Origin of the sequence: Pantoea sp. NPDC088449 (assembly GCF_044753225.1) — a bacterium.
In the GTDB taxonomy this organism is placed as follows: domain Bacteria; phylum Pseudomonadota; class Gammaproteobacteria; order Enterobacterales; family Enterobacteriaceae; genus Pantoea; species Pantoea floridensis.
This window is the reverse complement of record NZ_JBIVMT010000002.1, coordinates 290958-310380: the sequence shown is the minus strand read 5'-3', so window position 1 is coordinate 310380 and position 19423 is coordinate 290958. Positions and strand designations below refer to the sequence as shown.

The window sequence follows — 19423 nt, the reverse complement described above, 5'->3', positions numbered from 1 at the left end:
CAGCGCCACACCAGGCAAATAGAAACAAATACGGCGTTGTGCGCTGTGCCGTATTTGAATTCTACTCTGACATCGAAAACGTATACCTTCAATCATTCGAGTTGGGGCAAGGTTGCAAATGAGTAAACCCGGCAGAGCTTACCTATGTTAGCGTTTCGGGTGAACGAGTACAGCCAACGCCTCCGCTGGAACCCGGTCGGGTATGTTTAAGGATCTGTGATGAATACTCTCAACACGTCCCCTGCCCCTGCTGAGGCCTTTATCAGCCTCGAGAAAATCAGTAAAAGGTTTCCCGGCGTATTAGCATTAGACAATCTCAGCCTGACACTCAATAAAGGCGAAGTGCATTGTCTTGCCGGTCAAAATGGCTGCGGCAAAAGTACGATTATTAAAGTGATTTCCGGCGTCTATCAGCCGGAAAAAGGCGCGGCCATTACTCTGGACGGAAAACTATTTCATACTCTCACGCCGCAGCTGTCGTCTTATTATGGCATTCAGGTTATTTATCAGGATCTGTCTTTATTCCCAAATTTGTCGGTGGCCGAAAATATTGCCATTCACCGTTATTTGCCGGGCGGTGATTTTTGGGTGCATCGCGCGGCCATGCGCAAAAAAGCCGTGGCGGCGATGCAACGCGTCGGCGTTGATCTGGATCCGGATCGTAAAGTCGAAAAGTTGTCGATCGCCGACCGCCAGTTAGTGGCAATATGCCGCGCTATCGCCGCTGACGCCAGTTTGGTGATTATGGATGAACCCACCGCGTCACTGACCCGCACAGAAGTAAACGGCCTGCTGCGCGTGGTGAATGAGCTGAAAGCCGCCGGGATCTGCGTGGTGTTTGTCAGCCATCGTCTGGATGAAGTGATGGAAGTGGCCGACCGCATCAGCGTGATGCGCGACGGCAAACTGGTCGGCACCTATCCGGCCAGCGAACTCGATAGCAATGAACTGGCCTTCCTGATGACCGGCCAGCGTTTTACCTACAGTCACCTGCCCCATCGTGCCTCTGCCGACGTAACGCCGCTGCTGGAAGTGAGCCATCTGAGCCGCAAAGGGCAATATCACAATATCTCGCTATCGCTGCGCCAGGGCGAAATCACCTCGATTGTCGGCCTGCTTGGCTCGGGGCGTACGGAACTCTGTCTGAGCCTGTTCGGCATGAGCCAGCCGGACAGCGGAGAGATCCGCATCAACGGCCAGGCGGTGAAATTCCACTCGAACCGCGACGCCATCCGCCACGGTATAGCCTATGTGTCAGAAGACCGTCTGACGCAGGGGCTCATCATGGAGCAATCCATCTATGACAACACGCTGGTATCAATTTTCGACAAGCTGCACACCGGCACAGGATTGATGGATCACCCTAAAGCTGCGTCGGTAGTGAAAGATCTCATCCGCGATCTGAATATTAAAGTCTCAGACAGCCGCTTACCCGTGAAGACCCTTTCTGGCGGAAATGCGCAACGTATTGCCATTGCCAAATGGGTGGCAACGCGGCCACATATCCTGATCCTCGATTCACCAACCGTGGGCGTGGATATCGCCAATAAAGAAGGGATTTACCGCATTGCGCGCGATTTAGCGGAGTCCGGCATGGCGGTGCTGATGATTTGCGATGAAATCCCGGAGGCTTATTACAACAGTCACCGCGTGCTGGTGATGCGCAAAGGCGAACTGGTGGCGGAATTCGCGCCGCATCAGAGCAGCGAAGCGCAGATTGCGGAGGTAATCAATGGATAACAAGGCGCTCTCGAAGCTGTTTTCTCAGCATGAATTCTGGTTGGGATTACTGGTGCTGCTGCTGGTGATAGGCCTGAGCGTCAGCACCAGCGAGTTTATGACGCTGGGTAACCTGACTGACGTCGCCACCAGCTACGCCATTTTGGGTATTCTGGCCTGCGGCCTGTTTGTGGTGCTGATCGCCGGCGGCATCGACATTTCATTTCCGGCCGTCACCTCCATTGGTCAGTACGTGATGGCAAGTTACATCATTCACCACGGCGGCAGCTTTCCGCTGGCATTTGCCCTGGCGATGGGAAGCGGTTTGCTGCTTGGGCTGGTCAACGGTTTTCTGGTGTACTGGCTGCGCGTTCCGGCCATCATTATCACGATTGCCACGCTCAACCTGTTCTATGGTTTGCTGGTGTATCTCACCAACGGCACCTGGTTGTACGGTTTTCCCGACTGGTTTATGAACGGCATCAACTGGTTCTCCTTTACCGCCGCCGATGGTTACGACTATGGCCTGACGCTGCCACTGCTCAGCCTGCTGGGCGTGATTATCGCAACCGGGGTGCTGATGAACCGCACACGCGTGGGTCGCCAGATTTATGCCATGGGCAGTAATCGTGACGCGGCTTCTCGTCTTGGTCTGAATATCCTGCGGCTGCACTTTTACGTCTACGGTTTTATGGGATTACTGGCGGGCATTGCTGCCGTGGTTCAGGCGCAAATTACGCAGTCGGTCGCGCCTAACTCCCTGCTCGGTTATGAGCTGACGGTGTTGGCAGCAGTGGTGTTAGGCGGCACCAGCATGACCGGCGGACGCGGCTCGCTGACAGGCACCATTCTGGGTGTGATGCTGCTGGCCTTCCTGCAAAACGGCATGACCCTGCTGAGCATTTCATCTTACTGGCATCAGGTTTTCAGCGGCGTGATCATTCTGGTCAGCATTAGCAGCACCGCGTGGAATGAAAAGCGCAAACTCGCAAAGGGGATGTGACATGACAACCTTAAACCGATTCTTACCTGGCGATCACATTATCCGTTTGCAGTTGCTGATCATCGTCGCCGTTGCCGTGCTGTTCTCATTTACGTTGGGCGGCAGTTTTTACAGCATTGGCAATTTCCAGTCGATTGCCTCGCAGTTACCGATTCTGGGTATGCTGGCGCTGGGGATGGGTATCACCATGTTGACCGGCGGTATCAATCTTTCGGTCATTGCCGGTGCCAACGCCTGTTCGCTGGTGATGGCGGCCATTCTGGTGGCGCACCCAAACCAGCCTGGCTATTTCGCGCTGGCGATGTTCGCCGGCCTGCTGGTGGCAGTGGTCATTGGTGTGCTCAATGGCGCGCTGATCGCCTATATCGGTGTGTCGCCGATTCTGGCGACGCTCGGGACCATGACGCTGATCGCTGGGCTGAATATTCTGCTCACTAACGGCGCCGTGATTTCCGGCTTCCCGTCGGCGATTCAGTACCTTAGCAACGGCAGCCTGCTGGGCATTCCTGTTGCCCTGCTGTTATTCCTGCTGGTGGCGCTGCTGTTGTGGGTCTTACTTGAACACACCACGCTCGGGCGCAGCTTGTATCTGATGGGTTCAAACGAACAGGCCACGCGATTCAGCGGTGTTAATACACATAAAGTCACCCTCGCAGTGTACGTGCTTTCCGCTCTGCTTGGCTGGGGCGCGGCACTGCTGATGATGTCCAAATTTAACTCGGCTAAAGCAGGCTACGGCGATGCCTATTTGCTGGTGACCATTCTGGCCTCGGTACTCGGCGGAATTAATCCCGACGGCGGTTTCGGACGGGTCATCGGGTTAGTGCTGGCGCTGATCGTTCTGCAAATGCTGGAGAGCGGCCTCAACCTCATGGGCGTCAGCAGTTACCTGACCATGGCCCTGTGGGGCTGCGTCCTGATCCTGTTTATCGCTCTGCAAAACAGAAAATCCTAAGCGAACGTTTTTTACGAAGGGAAAAAACATGGCGAGTTATTTTATTGGGGTAGACGTTGGAACCGGCAGCGCCCGCGCGGGCGTCTTCGACATGACCGGGCGCATGGTTGGCCAGGCCAGCCGTGATATTACGTTGTATCGCCCGAAAGCCGATTTTGTTGAGCAGTCTTCCGATGAGATCTGGCACTCCGTTTGTAACGCCGTTAAAGACGCGGTTAATCAGGCGGATATCAACCCGATTCAGGTGAAAGGCATAGGTTTTGACGCCACCTGTTCGTTGGTGGTGCTGGATAAAGAGGGTAAACCGCTGACCGTAAGCCCGTCCGGGCGCAGCGAGCAGAACATTATTGTGTGGATGGATCACCGCGCGATTACTCAGGCGGAACGCATCAATGCCACTGGTCATCGTGTGCTGGAGTTTGTTGGCGGGATTATTTCCCCCGAAATGCAGACGCCAAAACTGCTCTGGCTGAAACAGCACATGCCAACCACCTGGAAGAATGTTGGCCATCTTTTTGACCTGCCTGATTTTCTGACCTGGCGCGCCACGCAGGACCCTACGCGATCTTTATGTTCCACCGTCTGCAAATGGACGTATATCGGTCACGAAGATCGCTGGGACACCAGCTACTTCCGCCAGATAGGTCTGGAAGATTTATTAGAAAACAACGCGTCAAAAATCGGCAGCGAAGTGAAAACCATGGGTGAACCGCTGGGGCATGGTCTGACGCAGCGCGCCGCCGCCGAGATGGGGCTGATCGCGGGTACAGCGGTCAGCGTCTCAATTATTGATGCCCACGCCGGCAGCCTTGGCATTCTTGGTGCCAGCGGCGCATCTGGCGAATCGGCGGATTTCGACAATCGCATCGCGATGATTGGCGGTACGTCCACTGCGCATATGGCGATGTCGCGAAGCGCGCGCTATATCGGTGGTATTTGGGGGCCATACTATTCGGCGATTCTTCCGGATTACTGGCTGAATGAAGGTGGACAATCCACCACCGGCGCGTTAATTGACCATGTGATTCAGTCACACCCGTGTTATCAGGACCTGCTTAAACAGGGTAAAGACAGTGGCAAAACGATTTATGAAATACTGAACAGCATACTGCGCAAAATGGCTGGTGAACCAGAAAATATCGCGTTCCTGACCAAAGACATTCATATGCTGCCCTATTTCCACGGCAACCGTTCACCGCGTGCCAATCCGACGCTGACTGGCACGCTGACAGGTCTGAAATTGTCACGTACGCCGGAAGACATGGCGCTGCAGTATCTCGCCACCATTCAGGCGCTGGCGCTCGGCACCCGGCATATTATTGAGACCATGAACCAGAGTGGTTACCGCATCGATACCATGATGGCGAGCGGCGGCGGCACCAAAAACCCGCTCTTTGTGCAGGAACATTCCAATGCGACAGGCTGCGCGATGCTATTGCCGGAAGAAAGTGAGGCGATGTTACTTGGCAGCGCCATGATGGGTACCGTTGCCGCGGGCGCCTACGACTCTTTGCCGGAAGCGATGGCCGCCATGAGCCGCATTGGCAAAACCATCACGCCGCAGACCAACAAGATTAAAGAGTATTACGATCGTAAATACCGCGTATTCCATGAGATGTACCACGACAGCATGAAATACCGCCAGCTGATGCAGGGGAAAACCGAATAAATGCGGAAGAAGAATTTAACCTGGCGTGTCATGGCTGGCTTGCGTCGAGCAACCGCAGACGTTTCAATCATGAGGGTGAGCGAATCAACGGAACGTTGTGAGTGGTCGAAGAGTTAAGTAGAAAGGTGCAAGCCAGAGAAGCTGCCTATTCTCTTACTTATTGCAGATGGCCCACAATAAACATAGGCCATCTGCTTCAGCCTGGATCGTCAGGTTAAGATGAATGGTAATTAATCCAATAGCGGTTTGCGGTTTTCTTTCGCCGGCTCTGGCTTAAGTCTTTCTACGGGAATGCTGCACATGCTTTCAGCAATTATCCCGAAAAGAGAGTCTTTCGGGTAAGTTTCCCATTGGCCCACATCCGGTGACGCATGAATAAGATCGCCCTCCGCGAACGGTTTGGAAAAGAGTGTACGACCCATAACGGCACGCTGATTTTTGTCGCAGTTAATCACATCGATTGCCCGAGAACTTGAAACGTAGACGGGTGGATTTTTTATAATCTGCGTCTGCTTCGCGTAGTTATTGATGAAATAAAACCGGCGTAAGTGGCTATTACCCTGGTATGTTGAAATCACCCTGAAATCGACATATGACGTCACGCGCTCATCTGCAAGAACTTTTATAAAACCAGCCGGTGCTTTAGTGGGCGTTTGCGGCTGGGGTGTAGTGGTCCCGGCACAGCCCGACAGCATAAACAATACCAGCCATGTCAACTTTTTCATTTTGCTGTCCCACCGGATAAATCAGGTCGTAATGTCGTGAGCATGTCAGGCGTTACATTTCCCTGAACTGAACAGAGCAATAATGTTCCTTCTTTGCCTTTGCTGAGCATTAAGAGCTTTTCGGCACTCTCTTTTGCCGGAGCAATACCCGACACCGCCTGTGCATTTTTTTCCCAAACACTGTTTGCGTCTGCTTTAATCATCGCCTGAGAGATATAATCATCCCCTGCCTTACTCCACGTTAAATGATCAAGCCTGGACATGACCTCTTCCGGTGATTCTTTGAAAACCAAGCCCCAGTAATAGTATTTACCGTAACTGATTTCATCGAGATTGCTGGTTTGCAGAAAATATCCCGCTATTTTCAGGTTTAATTCCTGAAGAGATTGGGTAAACCAGATGGTGCCGTTACCGTCAACAGGCGCTTTGAACCAAGCCTGAAAGTGCTTATCAACCGTTAACGGTGCTACGCGGCTGAGTTTGGCTCGCTGATGATAAATCTCGCTGAAAAATGCTGTGTCGCAACGCGTCAGGCTTTGCGTCAATGTATTGGCGTGAAGAGGTAACGTTACCCCTGTCATTCCAAGCATGAATCCAATGGAGCAGATAACTTTACGCATGTAATATCCATATAGTAAAAAAACGCTATCTATATCGGCACACTGCGATAAGACTTTACGCTTTTTTCTTTTACTTCATTACCATGCATATTAAAAAATAGAACGAACCGCACGTCGTGCGGTTATTCATTCATTATCGCGCCAACCGAGTGAACTGCTGCTCTGTAACACGGCTTCCCCATTGGTCACCCTGCCACTCTTTGGTTAATTCAAAACCAAACGACTCATAAAGACGCCGTGCCGCTGTCAATTTATTGAACGTCCAGAGCTGAACGGCTGAAAATTCCTTTTCATCGCAAAACTTCATAGCGGCGGAAATGAGTTTTTTGCCCACGCCATTACCACGACAACCATCGTCCAGGATGAACCATCGCAAGTGCGCCTCATTGTTTCCAAGATCTTGCCCATCGATTGCTACCGATCCAACAATGCGATCGTTTTGTATGGCCAACCAGATCTCATTACATGGCCTTTCCAGACGTCCTGAAAATTCCGCCAGGCCTGCTGCAACCTTGCTTTCAAAAACATAGCCAAACTGATGTTCTCTTGCATAATAACTGCCATGCATTTCAGTGATACGGCCAATCATTCCGGCCCGATACCCCTTAACGATTTCGCAACTGGTCGAAGAATCTACCACACTGTTTTCACGACAGGCTTTAAGAGCAGCGGCATAAGCGCTGAGACCTTGTGAAACGGCCTGTTGCCATATGGGATCCAATTTCTTTAACGCGCCCATAACGCGTTCATTACTGAACTCATTGATTTTTCGCACGGTTTCTTCGCCTTTCGCGGTTAAACCAAGCTGCTTAATTCTGGCATCCTCAGTTGAAGGCTGTTCTTCCAGTTCACCAATATTGACCAGTTTGGACAACATGCGGCTAACACTGGACTTCTCAAGTCCCAGAATCTGAACCAGTTGAGCCGCAGTCATTAATCCCCGGGCTTCAATTTCCAGCAAAGTGTGAACAACGGAAGGAGAGTATTGAGTCGCTGCGAGAGTGTGGTTCATGAACCCCAACTCCCGCACCATTTGACGCGAAGCGACACGAATATTTTCAACCATCAGCGATTCAGAGCGCATAAACATTAACCCTCAACTATTAGTTGTATGATACAACCATATGCATTGAGTCTTTGTCAATATGATTAAATGAAACGCTATGGCTTACTCTTCTTTATTAATCGTCATCGCCTTTCTTATGCTGGCAATAAAATTGTCGCGTATTACATCCTCATGATTTGCATTCCAGGCGATACCAACCTGCCAGCTCAGCGATTCCCCCGTTAACGGAATAATAACCAGTTCTGGCGGCGCTATATGAACCACACTATAAGGCAAAAGCGCAACGCCCGTTCCCGCAATCACCAGCGCGACAATGGTTTGTATATCGTCAGTCTCCTGAATAGAGGAAGTAAAAAGGGCATTGTCGTGCAGATAGCGATCAATCTGCGCATTTAAACCCCGCCCGCGCGTGGTGTGAAGTCGCAACAGCGGCACTTTTTTTAACCAATCGGCAACGCTAAATGAAGTTGTTGCCGGCGCAACCAGAACTAATCGATCGGTAAATAATGGCAGGTAATCAAGCGCTACGGGTGGAGGAACCCTGACAAATCCTAACTGAAGCTCGTCATTCAGCAGCATCTCGTATTGCAGGAAGGATGATTGATCCGTTAATGAAACCTCAATACCCGGAAACTCACGGCGATATTCAGCAATACAGCGCGGAGCAAGGTAAAAGCTCGAAAGACCGAACCCCACTGCAATATTCCCTTCAATCCCTTTTGAAACCTGCCCAGCATGATGCATGAATAACTGGGTTTGCCGAACAACCTTTTCTGCCTGTGGCAGTAGGCGTCTTCCTGCAACCGTCAGTATTGCTCCGTGGCGGCCACGTGAGAATAAAGGCATGTTCATTATAGATTCCAGGAGATGAATCTGCTTGGTCAGCGCCGGCTGCGAAATATAGAGCGCGCGGGCCGCCTCCGCATAATTTCCTTTTTCAGCCAGCATCACAAAGGCGTTTAGCAACCGGGTGTTCATATTTACATTCCAGGATGTTATCGAAAAGGGAAATAAATTGATTATACAGTTATCGGTCGCTCCTGTGTAATTCAGTTCCGATTCCGAGGAGAAGCATCATGCCCACATTAACCACCTTAAAGGCTGCAACCGTACAGTTTCAGCATCAAGCCAATAACAAACACTATAATCTGCTGATAATGGAGAAATTTATTGAGAAGGCGGCGCTTCAAGAGGTGAAGATTCTCACATTTCCAGAAATGTGTATCACCGGCTACTGGCATGTGCCCAAACTCACCGCTGCTGAGGTGGCTGCTCTGGCTGAGCCGGTTGAAACCAGCCCTTCCCTGATGTTAATCCGTTCTCTGGCGATTAAGCATCAAATGCTTATTGGCGCGGGGCTTATTGAGCAAGCCGAGGATGGCCAACTCTATAATGCTTACGTTGCCTGTATGCCAGATGGATCATTGCACACGCACCGTAAACTTCACGCTTTCGAACATCCCGCAATCAGCAGCGGCGACGGGTTTACGGTATTTGAAACACCATGGGGGGTAAAAGTAGGCATCTTAATTTGCTGGGACAATAATCTGGTGGAAAACGTGCGTGCAACGGCATTGATGGGTGCGGATATCCTGCTCGCCCCCCATCAAACCGGCGGTACTGATTCCCGTAGCCCGCATGCGATGAAGCCAATTCCTCTCGATTTGTGGGCGGAACGGGAAACGCGTAAAGATGAAATCACTGTGGCATTCAGAGGCCAAAGCGGCCGGGAATGGTTAATGCGATGGCTGCCCGCACGCGCGCATGACAACGGATTGTTCCTTCTTTTCAGTAACGGTGTAGGCGCAGATGACGACGAAGTACGCACCGGCAATGCGATGATCCTGGATCCCTATGGAAGAGTGATTGAGGAAACCTGGGCCGCTGAAGATGCCATGGTCAGCGCTGAGCTGGATTTGACCCTGCTGGCAATGAGTACTGGACGCCGCTGGATCCACGGTCGTCGGCCAGATTTATACCAGATTTTGACGCAACCGCAGGGGTATGAACGCGATGCGATTAGCGCACGGTTTTCAGATGAAATACCTTAATAAACCACCAGGCCGCTGACACAAAGCTGCATACAGGATGTCTGTGAGCAACGTTGCATGGCTTTCCCAATGATGAGATGCAAAACAGCCTGTGGGCGAACAGGCTGTTATTAATGGAAGGTAGCCTCTATTCACCCTTTTCTTGATGTCTCGCGTTAAGAAGCGGACGTCAGAGTCCGGCTCATAGCCTGCCAGCGACGAAAGCATCCTTTATCCGTGAGGGATCAGTGATGCATTAGGTCATCAACAATTTCCTGTTTGGTCAGCTGATAAGGGAAAAATGTTGGCCAATTCTCCAGCTCTTTATAGAGCGCATCCTGTGATACGTTGCCGGTGAAAATATGAAAGTGCGAGGATTTTCTCGGACTAATAATATGATCGCTAAATTGTACAAATTTAGGGGCTGCGCTTTTGTTATCGGTACATTCGAAAAGATAGCGAACGCCTCTTTTTCCTGATACGTAATTGAGGACCTTGTACCCTTTATAAGCATATTTACAGGCGTTAACTTCTCCATTGGCGGTAAATTCCATCATCCCGTTTTCAATGCCAATATCTGTAATATTGCTGGCATAGCCCTTCAAATAGTAATGCTTAATATCCTCAAATGACTTTCGTTGATCGGCTTCCGCCTTCTTGCGGAAAACCGGATCCAAACTGCCATCTTTGGCATATGGATAGATAGACTGCCATACGCCATCCCAGTCAGAGAGCGGTCGGTCTTTGATATCGCCATCATTAAAAATACCCTTTGCCGCACTCACCTCTGTCGCGGTGAGTGGCGCACCGTGTGAATGATGGGCATGTGAAAAGGCGTGTGAACTGAATACTACTCCCAGAATGACGAATGACTTCTTAATTTTCATAACATTAACCTTATATGTCAAAGTAAATGTTATAACATAACAATTAACAAACTGTTACTGCTAATTTCATTTTGCTACCCGCAAAGCCAAACACGCCTGCTTTACTCCTGCCTGGCTGCATGCAAGGGCGATACCGCAGCATCGCCCTTGCCCTGCTCTTATCAACCCTCGCAAGCTAACGTGAACACGTCATTATGAATGTCTCCGCTGCCTCAGCGCATAAACCAACACCACGACAAAACACAGCAGCGGTAAACTGTAAGCCACGGCCGTGCTGACGTGGTCAGAAATCAGCCCCATGAAGTAAGGCATAATTGCACCACCCACAATCGCCATGATCATAAACGAGCTGGCCTGTTTAGTGGATTGCCCGAGATTTTTCACGCCCATAGCAAAGATGGTGGGGAACATGGTGGACATAAAGAAGAAGATGGCGATCAGCGCGATAACGGAGACATCGCCTGCGCCTAACATCACAATGGCGCTCAGGACGATGTTGATCAGCGCGTAGGCCGCCAGCATCGCCGCTGGTTTAACTCTGCCCATTAGCCAGGTGGAAAAGAAACGTCCCAGCATAAAGCAAATCATCGCAACCGAAAGCATATAAGCCGCGCTTTGATTGGTCACGCCATGCCAGTGCTCGGTGGCGTAGTTAATAAAGAAGGCACCAACCCCAACCTGAGCGGCGACATAGAAGAACTGCGCAATCACCCCACCGACAAAGTGTTTTTGCTGCCATAGCGTGGCGCCGGGCTGCTGCACATGCTCGCTGGCAGCCTCACGAATATCCGGTAAGGCGGTACGCTTAAATAACAGCGCGATAGCGATAACCACACACGCAATCACCACATAGGTCATTTTGACGCTGTCCTGCGCGGCTTCCTGGCTGGCGTGGGTGAAGAACAGCGAGCCGCCAATCATGGGCCCGACAAACTGCCCAAGACCATTAAAAGATTGCGCCAGATTGAGACGACGCTCGGCGCCGTTGGCATCGCCCAGTACCGTAGCGTACGGATTAGCCGCGGTTTCCAGGCAGCCAAGCCCGCAGGCAAGCACGAACAGCGCAAACAGAAATACCGAGAAATTATTGACCATCGCCGCCGGCACAAACAGCAGCGCGCCAAGGGCGTACAGCGATAATCCCGCCAGGATGCCAGCCTTATAGCCGTGACGACGCATAAAATAACCGGCCGGCAGCGCGATGATAAAATAGGCACCAAAATAGGCCGCCTGTAATAATCCCGATTGGGCTTTGGTAACGCTTAACGTTTCCTGAAAGTGCTTATTAAGAACATCCAGCAGGCCGTATGACACGCCCCACATAAAAAACAGGGTAGTAATCAGCATGAACGCCCAGCGCAGGCTAATAGTTCCCCCGACGCCAATGTTTTCTGGCGTCTCGACGCGTTGTGTAGACATGGTTATATCCTCGTAGGGTACAGTCGGTAAGTGTTGTTATTGGTCCTGCAAAGAGAATATTCGCGCCATCGCCACCCATTTTTCCCCTTCTGGCGTCCAGGGCGTTGGCTGTTGAAACTGCCACATCAGCGCTTCCCAGCGCTGAATATGCGGATTTTGCTCAGCGGCCTGAGCAACATCCTGCGCGTTAAACCGTTCGTTCACCTCCATCACCATAAAAAGTCGGGTACCAAGGCGGTAAATCTCCATATTGATGACGCCGTGCTGGCGCAGATGCTGCGCCACTTCTGGCCAAATGCGTTGATGCAGGCGCTGGTATTCGGCAATTTTGTCCGCCTCGTCCACCAGATCCAGCGCCAGAGCATAGCGTTCGGTTGCGCCGCTCATAACAGCGCCCGATCGAGATGCAGATAGCCGCCATCAACGCTCAGCCACTCGCCGGTAGTGTGTGAAGCGCGCGACGACAGCAAAAACACGACGGTGTTAGCGATCTCCTCTGGCGTGGTCATGCGCTGGCCGAGTGGAATTCGCTGGGTGATTTTCGCCAGTTCGCCCTGCGGATCGGCAAAGGTGCCGATCCAGCGTTCATACAGCGGCGTCATTACTTCGGCGGGCACCACGGCGTTGACCCGCACACCGCTGCTGCGCAGCGACACCGCCCACTCCCGCGTCAGTGCCAGAATCGCGCCTTTGGCCGCGCAGTAGCCGCTGGTGCCGCCCTGTCCGCTCAGTGCCGTTTTCGAAGCAATATTGACGATCGCACCGCCGCTGTTTTCCAGCGCGCGCTGGCAGAAATGCGTCATCTGGTAATAGTGGATGAGATTCTTTTCCAGCGAGGTGACAAAGGCGCTGCGCCCCGCTTCCAGCCCGACGCCATCGTTGACACCCGCGTTGTTCACCAGCCCATCGATGCGCCCAAACTGCTGCTGCACGGCCTCAACCGCACGCTGGCAGTTCTGCTCATCGCACAGATCGGCAAGCAGCACTTCGGTTTGCGGTTGCAGCGCGCGCAAGCCGGCCAGCCACATCTCATCGGGCTGTGCGTTGCTGACGATCACCGGAATGGCGCCCTCTTCCGCCAGCAGACGTGAGATGGCGGCACCGATGCCCGATCCGCCGCCGGTGACAATAATCACTTTATCCTGCAAAAACAGATTCATGCTTCTCTCCTGTCAGGCTATATACCTGCGCCGCCGTGTTGCCCCAAATGGCGGCCTGTTCGTCGGTTGCAAGCTCAGCGATTGCGTCTTCAATCAGCTGCGCCACCGCGTGGTACTCCGCTGCCAGCAGGCAGACGGGCCAGTCTGAGCCAAACATCAGGCGCTGCGGACCGAAACGCGCCAGCGCCTCATCGATAAAGGGCCGCAGCTGCGCGCTGTGCCATTGGCCTTGCGGCGCCTCAGTCACTAGCCCCGATAATTTGCAGACCACGTGCGGCATTGCGGCCAGTTCCGCCACCTGTTCGCCCCACGCCTGCGCGCCGCGCGCAATATCCGGTTTGCCGAGGTGATCGAGCACCAGCCAGTGACGGTCGTGCTGTGTGGCAAACCGGGTAGCGTCCGCCAGATGCCGCCAGGTCAGCAGCATTTCCCACACGTAATCACGCTGCTGCAGCAGACGGATGCCGCTCGCCACGCGCGCTTGCCGTAGCCATGCGGCGGGATCGCGCTCATCCTGCACCTGATGACGGAACCCTCGCAGCAGCGGATGCTGCAATGCTTCCAGCTGCGCCGTCAGGTCCGCGGCGCTGACGTCAATCCAGCCAACCACCTGCGTTGCCGCGTGCTGCTGCGCCCACTGCAACAGCTGCTGCGTCTCCGCCACGCACTGCCGCGCCTGAACGGCAATTGAGCCCTGCAGCTGCCGTTGCGCCAGCAGCGGCGCGAGGTCATCGGGTAAATAATCCTGTTGCAGGCGCGTCATGGATTCCGCGATCCACGGATAGTCCACCGCGTCATAGCGCCAGAAATGCTGATGAGCGTCGATTCGCACCTCAGCCTCCCTGCGCGCGATAGCGGTATTTCTCGCGCGAGGCGGGATACATCTCGATCGAGAAGCCGGGCGCACTAGGCGGCATATAGGCAGCGCCGCGCACTTCGCAAGGATGTAAGAAATGCTCGTGCAGATGATCGACATACTCGATGACCCGGCCTTGATGGCTGCCGGCTATGCAAACGAAGTCGATCATCGACAGGTGCTGGACGTATTCGCACAATCCAACGCCGCCGGCATGCGGACACACCGGCAACTGGTATTTCGCTGCCATTAGCATCACCGCCAGTACTTCATTAACGCCGCCGAGGCGACAGGCATCGATCTGCACCACATCAATTGCTTCACGCATAATCAGCTGCTTGAAGATGATGCGGTTCTGGCACATTTCACCTGTTGCCACCTTCACCGGCGCGACGCCCTGGCGGATTTTGCGATGCCCTTCGATATCATCCGGGCTGGTGGGTTCCTCGATAAACCACGGTCGCGCGAAGGCCAGCTGCTGCACCCATTCAATCGCGTCATTCACTTCCCACACCTGGTTGGCATCGATCATTAACTGGCGATCCGGTCCCAGCACTTCACGCGCGATGCGCACGCGGCGGATATCATCTGCGAGGTCACGTCCAACTTTCAGCTTGATGTGTGAGAACCCGGCATCGACCGCCTGCTGACACAGGCGGCGCAGTTTATCGTCGTCGTAACCGAGCCAGCCTGCCGAGGTGGTGTAACAGGGATAACCGTGCTGCTCCAGCTCACGAATGCGCTGCGCTTTGCCCGCCTGCTGCGCCGTCAACAGTGCCAGCGCTTCGTCCGGCGTGATGCAGTCGGTGAGGTAGCGGAAATCGATGCAGCGCACCAACTCCTGCGGTGACATATCAGCCACCAGCCGCCACAGCGGCTTTTCTTCCGATTTGGCCCACAGATCCCATACGGCGTTGACTACCGCGCCGGTCGCCAGATGAATCGCGCCTTTATCCGGGCCGATCCAGCGCAGCTGGCTATCACCGGTGATGTCGCGCCAGAACTGCCCCATATCGGCGGTGATTGACTCCAGCTGGCGACCAACAATCAGGTGCTCCAGCGCGCGTATCGCCGCACAGCAAATTTCATTACCGCGTCCAATGGTAAAAGTCAGACCATGTCCGCTGATCGCCGCGTTATCCGTCTCGATGATGACGTAAGCGGCAGAATAATCCGGGTCCGGATTCATCGCATCCGAACCGTCGAGCTGTTCGGAGGTAGGAAAGCGGATGTCTTCGACGCGCAATGCGGTAAGTCTGGTCATTGTTCGCTGCCCTCGGTGAGTTGACGCTGCTCGCCAAGCCCGGCGATGCCTAACCGGATGACCTGCCCCGGACGCAGATAAACCGGTGGTTTTTGTCCCATCCCCACGCCCGGCGGTGTGCCGGTTGAGATGATGTCGCCTGGCTGCAAACTCATAAACCGACTGAGATAGCTAACGATCTGCGCAACCGTGAAGATCATGGTGCGGGTGTTGCCGTTCTGATAGCGCCTGCCATCCACCTCCAGCCACAGATTAAGCTGCTGCGGATCGGCGATTTCATCGGCAGTCACCAGCCACGGGCCGATCGGACCAAAGGTGTCGCAGCCTTTGCCTTTGTCCCATGTGCCGCCGCGTTCAATCTGATATTCACGTTCAGAAACGTCGTTGACCACGCAGTAGCCTGCGACATGCGACAGCGCATCCGCTTCGGCGATATAGCTACCGCCTTTACCGATTACTACGCCCAGCTCGACTTCCCAGTCGGTTTTCACCGAACCGCGAGGAATACGCACCGCATCGTTTGGTCCCACCACGGCGCTGGTCCATTTGCTAAACACCACCGGTTCTTGCGGGATGTCAGCACCGGTTTCGGCGGCGTGATCGGCATAGTTCAGGCCAATACAGATAAATTTGCCAATACGCCCGACGCAGGCACCAATGCGCGGTTGGCCGCTGATTTTAGGCAGTTCACTGAGCGGCAGCTGACGCAGCCTTTCCAGTTCGGCAGGTAGCAGCGCATCGCCAGCGATGTCATCGACAAAGTGCGACAAATCGCGCAGTTCACCCTGTTGATCCAGCATTGCCGGACGCTCTTTTCCCGGCTCGCCCACTCGTAATAATTTCATGACTGCACTCCTGTTAGTTGCTCCAGCCGCCATCAATAATCTGTGCGGTGCCGGTGATATAAGCGCTGGCATCGGAGGCCAGATAGGCCGCCAGATAAGCGATCTCCTCTGTGGTGCCGATACGGCCAATCGGCTGACGCGCGACAAAGGCGTCATACACTTCCGCCTCCGTGCGGCCTTCCACCTGTGCCTGCGCGGCGATGCGCTGGCGCAGCGACGGCGAATCGACGGTGCCGGGGCAGATGGCGTTGCAGCGAATCCCTTCACCGATGTAATCCGCCGCTACCGAGCGTGTCAGGCCAATCACTGCCGCTTTGGTCGCGCTGTAGGCAAAGCGATTGACTACGCCTTTTACGCTGGATGCCACCGATGACATGTTAATGATCGAGCCCTGCTGCTGTTGCAGCATCCCCGGCAGAAAGGCTTGAATCATGTGAAACATCGCCGTGACGTTGAGGTCAAGCGCGAACTGCCACTCTTTTTCGCTGCACGCCAGCAGGTTGCCGCTGTGTACAACACCTGCACAATTGAACAGTACATCGAGCGTGCCGAGCTCCTGCGCCGCTGCGCGAATTGCCTGGCGATCGGTCACATCCAGCTGATAAGCGCGGATACCTTGCAGTTCCTGCAGCGCGGCAAGGTTGATATCGCTGGCAATAACCTCTGCGCCCTGCTGCGCAAAATAACGCGCGCTGGCCAGGCCGATGCCTTGCCCGGCGGCGGTTATTAACACGCGTTTTCCGGATAAATTCATTGCATTTCCTCTGGTCCAAAGATCTAATGGTCAGGCCATTAAAAGTGAGTTTTGCCCTTCCGGGTTAGCAAAATAACGCTGGCAACTTTTTCGCTGACGCATTACGTTTTATTGACAATTGCGTAACATTGACAAGTGTGCTGATGATTATTTGTGCATCCGATCACTTAATTTATGTAGACAGGTAGCAGTGCGATGCCGATAAAAAAGATGGAAAACCCCAGGCTTTACAGACAAATAGCTGACCAGCTGATCAAACTTATCGATAACAATGAATTTCCTCCCGGCAGCCGTCTGCCAGCGGAGCGCGAGCTGGCAGAGCAGCTACAAGTTAGTCGCGCATCGGTGCGTGAAGCGCTAATCGCTCTGGAAGTGATTGGCTTGGTAGATGTGAAAGTGGGCAATGGCGTGATTGTGAAAGCACGTTCCACTACTCAGGAACCGGTGATGATGCAAGCCGGGCGCGATCAGTGGAAGGAACCCGACGATGAACTGGGGATAAAGCTGGATTTCTCCACCGAACTGCCGCCTTTCTCGCTGCTGCAGGCGCGCCGCCTGATTGAGCCAGAGGCCGCTGCGCTTGCCGCCGTGCATGCCAGCGATCAGGAGCTGGCCCTCATCCGCGCAGCGTATCGGCAAAACTGTGAAGATAACCGTGCGCAGTCGCGCACCCATCCCGGCGACCGTTTATTCCACATTCGCATCGCCCAGGCGAGCGGCAATCCCGCCTACGGCTTTATCATTGGCCATCTGCTCGGTCATCGCTATGGCAGTATGTTCCGCATGTTGCAGGCGCACTACACGCCGAGCGATATGCCGCTCGTCTCAGAAACGGAGCATATGGAGATTCTCTCGGCGCTAGAAAAACGGGATGCTAAAGCAGCCAGAGCCGCGATGAAGAAGCATATTGACCGGGTAATTGCGACATTTGAGCGTGTGCAGGAGTAAAACTGTTTGCGGTAGAAAGCGTTGGGTCAGGGTTTTATGTAAATCACCTCGCGTTGCGCTTGCGGCCACTTTAAGAGTGGTCCTACTGGCCCGAGAATAAAAGAAGCCGTCATCATATATTTCAGTGAGTTGCGCTAATTTCCTTCCCAAAAAACCGTATTTGTGCGCGGTTTTTTTACCTACCGGGGAAGTCGGATGTTTAAATTCTTCCTAAACTAACGTGCGTTAAACATGTCATTCGCAGATAACCGGAAAGACAACGGTTACTGAATTTTTATGAATTACCTGACAGCTAAAGGTTGTTGGCTGAATATAAGGGAAAAGAATGCCACTAATATTTGGTGAGTTATCTGGTGCTCCAGTATGGGTGCCTGCTGTATTGCTCGTCACGCTCTCGCTCGCTCTGGGTTTTCTGGCGCGGTTTATACTTCTCAGGTTCATCCGTTACTGGCAGAGCCGTGACAGAAAGCTATTCAAATCACTCGAAAAACATCTGAGCGGATCGCTGTTTCTCTTCATTCCCTTGCTGTTAATCAATGTCGGGGTTAATTATATTAACATTCACCCAGACTCCCTTGCCTTTATTACGACCACAACCAATATTTTTATTATATTATCATTTTGCTCCATTTTAATCCGGTTGACTAATGTCGCGCAGGATATGCTCTTTATACGCTATGACATTAACCTTTCAAACAATCTCCGCGCGCGAAAAATTCGCACTCAAATAATCTATGTTAAAAAAGTCGCTATCGTATTATTGGTATCATTCTGTCTTACTCTGATCCTACTTAGTTTTCCGGGGGTGCGTAAATTCGGCACGACTATCCTTGCGGGCGCCGGTGTTGCCGGGATAATCATTGGCTTCGCTCTTCAGAAGTCGCTGGTCAATTTGTTTGCCGGAATTCAGATAGCGTTTACGCAACCGATAAAAATTGACGACGCGGTGGTGGTTGAAAATGAATGGGGTTGGATTGAGGAGATCAATCTGACTTATGTTGTGGTGCGTATCTGGGATCTGCGCCGCCTGGTATTGCCTATTACCTACTTTACAGAAAATGCCTTCCAGAACTGGACGCGTAATAATGCACAAATATTAGGATCTGTTTTTCTTTATGTGGATTATTCCATGCCGTTAGATCCCCTGCGCAAACATTTTGAAAAAGTACTCAGTGAAACAAAACTTTGGGATCAACAGACACAGGTGCTTCAGGTTACCGATACCAATGATAAAACCATGACGATAAGATTACTGATGACGGCACAAAACTCCCCCACGGCCTGGGATTTGCGCTGCCTCGTCCGGGAAAAAATGATTGAGTTTATACAACAAAATTATCCTGAGTGTCTGCCTCATGTTCGCGCAACATTGAGCGATTCCGGTGTTTAACCGCCTGAAAATCCGCTAGATATCGTTTTCGTGAGACTAACGATAAGTGGTATAAGCCGTTAACGCATTCTCAACCGGACAGTCTCTGGCATTACTGCTTAATGCCAGAGGCT

At 52.8% G+C, this 19423-nt stretch carries 19 protein-coding genes; 7 read left to right on the top strand and 12 right to left on the bottom strand.

Annotation, left to right across the window (positions count from 1 at the left end; translation table 11 throughout):
* Positions 1–219 precede the first annotated feature (219 nt).
* Genes ACIP6T_RS12710 through ACIP6T_RS12695 form a run of 4 tightly spaced genes read left to right on the top strand, consistent with a single transcriptional unit; the run spans position 220 to position 5346 of the window.
* Positions 220–1740 (top strand): sugar ABC transporter ATP-binding protein, encoded by a 1521-nt coding sequence (locus tag ACIP6T_RS12710; RefSeq protein WP_400457491.1) that lies wholly within the window; start codon positions 220–222, stop codon positions 1738–1740.
* On the top strand, positions 1733–2722 hold the full coding sequence (locus ACIP6T_RS12705; protein ID WP_097098080.1) for an ABC transporter permease: 990 nt from the start codon (positions 1733–1735) through the stop codon (positions 2720–2722). The genes ACIP6T_RS12710 and ACIP6T_RS12705 overlap by 8 nt, the downstream gene beginning before the upstream one ends.
* Before the next feature lies 1 nt (position 2723).
* Positions 2724–3677, top strand: coding sequence for an ABC transporter permease (locus ACIP6T_RS12700; RefSeq protein ID WP_400457489.1), 954 nt, complete (start codon positions 2724–2726; stop codon positions 3675–3677).
* Between the two features lie 28 nt (positions 3678–3705).
* The gene (locus ACIP6T_RS12695; RefSeq protein WP_400457487.1) at positions 3706–5346 is read left to right on the top strand and encodes an FGGY-family carbohydrate kinase; all 1641 of its coding nucleotides are present in this window, start codon (positions 3706–3708) and stop codon (positions 5344–5346) included.
* A 230-nt stretch (positions 5347–5576) separates the two neighbouring features.
* Here the strand turns inward: ACIP6T_RS12695 and ACIP6T_RS12690 are convergent, their stop codons facing one another.
* From ACIP6T_RS12690 to ACIP6T_RS12675, 4 genes are all read right to left on the bottom strand, one after another.
* Positions 5577–6071 carry a surface-adhesin E family protein gene (locus ACIP6T_RS12690; RefSeq protein ID WP_400457485.1) on the bottom strand — a complete coding sequence of 165 codons (495 nt, stop codon included), beginning with the start codon at positions 6069–6071 and terminating at the stop codon, positions 5577–5579.
* Positions 6068–6691: a hypothetical protein gene (locus tag ACIP6T_RS12685; RefSeq protein WP_400457483.1), complete on the bottom strand. Its 624-nt coding sequence runs from the start codon at positions 6689–6691 to the stop codon at positions 6068–6070. The genes ACIP6T_RS12690 and ACIP6T_RS12685 overlap by 4 nt, the downstream gene beginning before the upstream one ends.
* Positions 6692–6824: 133 nt before the next feature.
* Positions 6825–7775, bottom strand: coding sequence for a GNAT family N-acetyltransferase (locus ACIP6T_RS12680; protein ID WP_400457481.1), 951 nt, complete (start codon positions 7773–7775; stop codon positions 6825–6827).
* A gap of 84 nt (positions 7776–7859) precedes the next feature.
* Positions 7860–8735 (bottom strand): LysR family transcriptional regulator, encoded by an 876-nt coding sequence (locus ACIP6T_RS12675; RefSeq protein ID WP_400457478.1) that lies wholly within the window; start codon positions 8733–8735, stop codon positions 7860–7862.
* Positions 8736–8833: 98 nt separating this feature from the next.
* Between ACIP6T_RS12675 and ACIP6T_RS12670 the strand changes: the two genes are divergently transcribed.
* Entirely contained in the window at positions 8834–9808 is a 975-nt protein-coding gene (locus ACIP6T_RS12670; protein ID WP_400457476.1) for a nitrilase family protein, read from the top strand.
* Positions 9809–10032: 224 nt separating this feature from the next.
* On the opposite strand, the gene zinT is transcribed toward ACIP6T_RS12670, so the two are convergent.
* From zinT to ACIP6T_RS12630, 8 genes are all read right to left on the bottom strand, one after another.
* On the bottom strand, positions 10033–10674 hold the full coding sequence (gene zinT, locus ACIP6T_RS12665; protein WP_400457474.1) for a metal-binding protein ZinT: 642 nt from the start codon (positions 10672–10674) through the stop codon (positions 10033–10035).
* A gap of 192 nt (positions 10675–10866) precedes the next feature.
* Positions 10867–12093: an L-fucose:H+ symporter permease gene (fucP, locus tag ACIP6T_RS12660; RefSeq protein WP_097098087.1), complete on the bottom strand. Its 1227-nt coding sequence runs from the start codon at positions 12091–12093 to the stop codon at positions 10867–10869.
* A gap of 36 nt (positions 12094–12129) precedes the next feature.
* Positions 12130–12480, bottom strand: coding sequence for an L-rhamnose mutarotase (locus ACIP6T_RS12655; protein WP_097098088.1), 351 nt, complete (start codon positions 12478–12480; stop codon positions 12130–12132).
* A complete protein-coding gene (locus ACIP6T_RS12650; RefSeq protein WP_097098089.1) occupies positions 12477–13253 on the bottom strand; it encodes an SDR family oxidoreductase in 777 nt (258 codons plus the stop codon). The genes ACIP6T_RS12655 and ACIP6T_RS12650 overlap by 4 nt, the downstream gene beginning before the upstream one ends.
* A complete protein-coding gene (locus ACIP6T_RS12645) occupies positions 13231–14085 on the bottom strand; it encodes an amidohydrolase family protein (RefSeq protein ID WP_400457472.1) in 855 nt (284 codons plus the stop codon). Before ACIP6T_RS12645 ends, ACIP6T_RS12650 begins: the two co-directional genes overlap by 23 nt.
* A 1-nt stretch (position 14086) precedes the next feature.
* A complete protein-coding gene (locus ACIP6T_RS12640; RefSeq protein WP_400457470.1) occupies positions 14087–15373 on the bottom strand; it encodes an L-fuconate dehydratase in 1287 nt (428 codons plus the stop codon).
* On the bottom strand, positions 15370–16218 hold the full coding sequence (locus ACIP6T_RS12635; RefSeq protein ID WP_400457469.1) for a fumarylacetoacetate hydrolase family protein: 849 nt from the start codon (positions 16216–16218) through the stop codon (positions 15370–15372). Before ACIP6T_RS12635 ends, ACIP6T_RS12640 begins: the two co-directional genes overlap by 4 nt.
* A 13-nt stretch (positions 16219–16231) precedes the next feature.
* Positions 16232–16972, bottom strand: a complete 741-nt coding sequence (locus tag ACIP6T_RS12630) for an SDR family oxidoreductase (protein ID WP_400457467.1) — start codon at positions 16970–16972, stop codon at positions 16232–16234.
* Between the two features lie 195 nt (positions 16973–17167).
* Here ACIP6T_RS12630 and ACIP6T_RS12625 point away from each other — a divergent pair, with 195 nt between their 5' ends.
* Complete coding sequence (locus tag ACIP6T_RS12625; protein WP_097098094.1) at positions 17168–17920, top strand: FadR/GntR family transcriptional regulator; 753 nt, start codon at positions 17168–17170, stop codon at positions 17918–17920.
* A 325-nt stretch (positions 17921–18245) separates the two neighbouring features.
* The gene (locus ACIP6T_RS12620) at positions 18246–19310 is read left to right on the top strand and encodes a mechanosensitive ion channel family protein (protein ID WP_097098095.1); all 1065 of its coding nucleotides are present in this window, start codon (positions 18246–18248) and stop codon (positions 19308–19310) included.
* The last annotated feature ends 113 nt before the right edge of the window (positions 19311–19423 follow it).

What these genes read in the sequence shown, in the direction of transcription:
- ACIP6T_RS12710 (WP_400457491.1), top strand. Translation starts at nt 220, where the DNA reads ATGAATACTCTCAACACGTCCCCTGCCCCTGCTGAGGCCTTTATCAGC.
- ACIP6T_RS12705 (WP_097098080.1), top strand. Translation starts at nt 1,733, where the DNA reads ATGGATAACAAGGCGCTCTCGAAGCTGTTTTCTCAGCATGAATTCTGG.
- ACIP6T_RS12700 (WP_400457489.1), top strand. Translation starts at nt 2,724, where the DNA reads ATGACAACCTTAAACCGATTCTTACCTGGCGATCACATTATCCGTTTG.
- ACIP6T_RS12695 (WP_400457487.1), top strand. Translation starts at nt 3,706, where the DNA reads ATGGCGAGTTATTTTATTGGGGTAGACGTTGGAACCGGCAGCGCCCGC.
- ACIP6T_RS12690 (WP_400457485.1), bottom strand. Translation starts at nt 6,071, where the DNA reads ATGAAAAAGTTGACATGGCTGGTATTGTTTATGCTGTCGGGCTGTGCC.
- ACIP6T_RS12685 (WP_400457483.1), bottom strand. Translation starts at nt 6,691, where the DNA reads ATGCGTAAAGTTATCTGCTCCATTGGATTCATGCTTGGAATGACAGGG.
- ACIP6T_RS12680 (WP_400457481.1), bottom strand. Translation starts at nt 7,775, where the DNA reads ATGCGCTCTGAATCGCTGATGGTTGAAAATATTCGTGTCGCTTCGCGT.
- ACIP6T_RS12675 (WP_400457478.1), bottom strand. Translation starts at nt 8,735, where the DNA reads ATGAACACCCGGTTGCTAAACGCCTTTGTGATGCTGGCTGAAAAAGGA.
- ACIP6T_RS12670 (WP_400457476.1), top strand. Translation starts at nt 8,834, where the DNA reads ATGCCCACATTAACCACCTTAAAGGCTGCAACCGTACAGTTTCAGCAT.
- zinT (WP_400457474.1), bottom strand. Translation starts at nt 10,674, where the DNA reads ATGAAAATTAAGAAGTCATTCGTCATTCTGGGAGTAGTATTCAGTTCA.
- fucP (WP_097098087.1), bottom strand. Translation starts at nt 12,093, where the DNA reads ATGTCTACACAACGCGTCGAGACGCCAGAAAACATTGGCGTCGGGGGA.
- ACIP6T_RS12655 (WP_097098088.1), bottom strand. Translation starts at nt 12,480, where the DNA reads ATGAGCGGCGCAACCGAACGCTATGCTCTGGCGCTGGATCTGGTGGAC.
- ACIP6T_RS12650 (WP_097098089.1), bottom strand. Translation starts at nt 13,253, where the DNA reads ATGAATCTGTTTTTGCAGGATAAAGTGATTATTGTCACCGGCGGCGGA.
- ACIP6T_RS12640 (WP_400457470.1), bottom strand. Translation starts at nt 15,373, where the DNA reads ATGACCAGACTTACCGCATTGCGCGTCGAAGACATCCGCTTTCCTACC.
- ACIP6T_RS12635 (WP_400457469.1), bottom strand. Translation starts at nt 16,218, where the DNA reads ATGAAATTATTACGAGTGGGCGAGCCGGGAAAAGAGCGTCCGGCAATG.
- ACIP6T_RS12630 (WP_400457467.1), bottom strand. Translation starts at nt 16,972, where the DNA reads ATGAATTTATCCGGAAAACGCGTGTTAATAACCGCCGCCGGGCAAGGC.
- ACIP6T_RS12625 (WP_097098094.1), top strand. Translation starts at nt 17,168, where the DNA reads ATGCCGATAAAAAAGATGGAAAACCCCAGGCTTTACAGACAAATAGCT.
- ACIP6T_RS12620 (WP_097098095.1), top strand. Translation starts at nt 18,246, where the DNA reads ATGCCACTAATATTTGGTGAGTTATCTGGTGCTCCAGTATGGGTGCCT.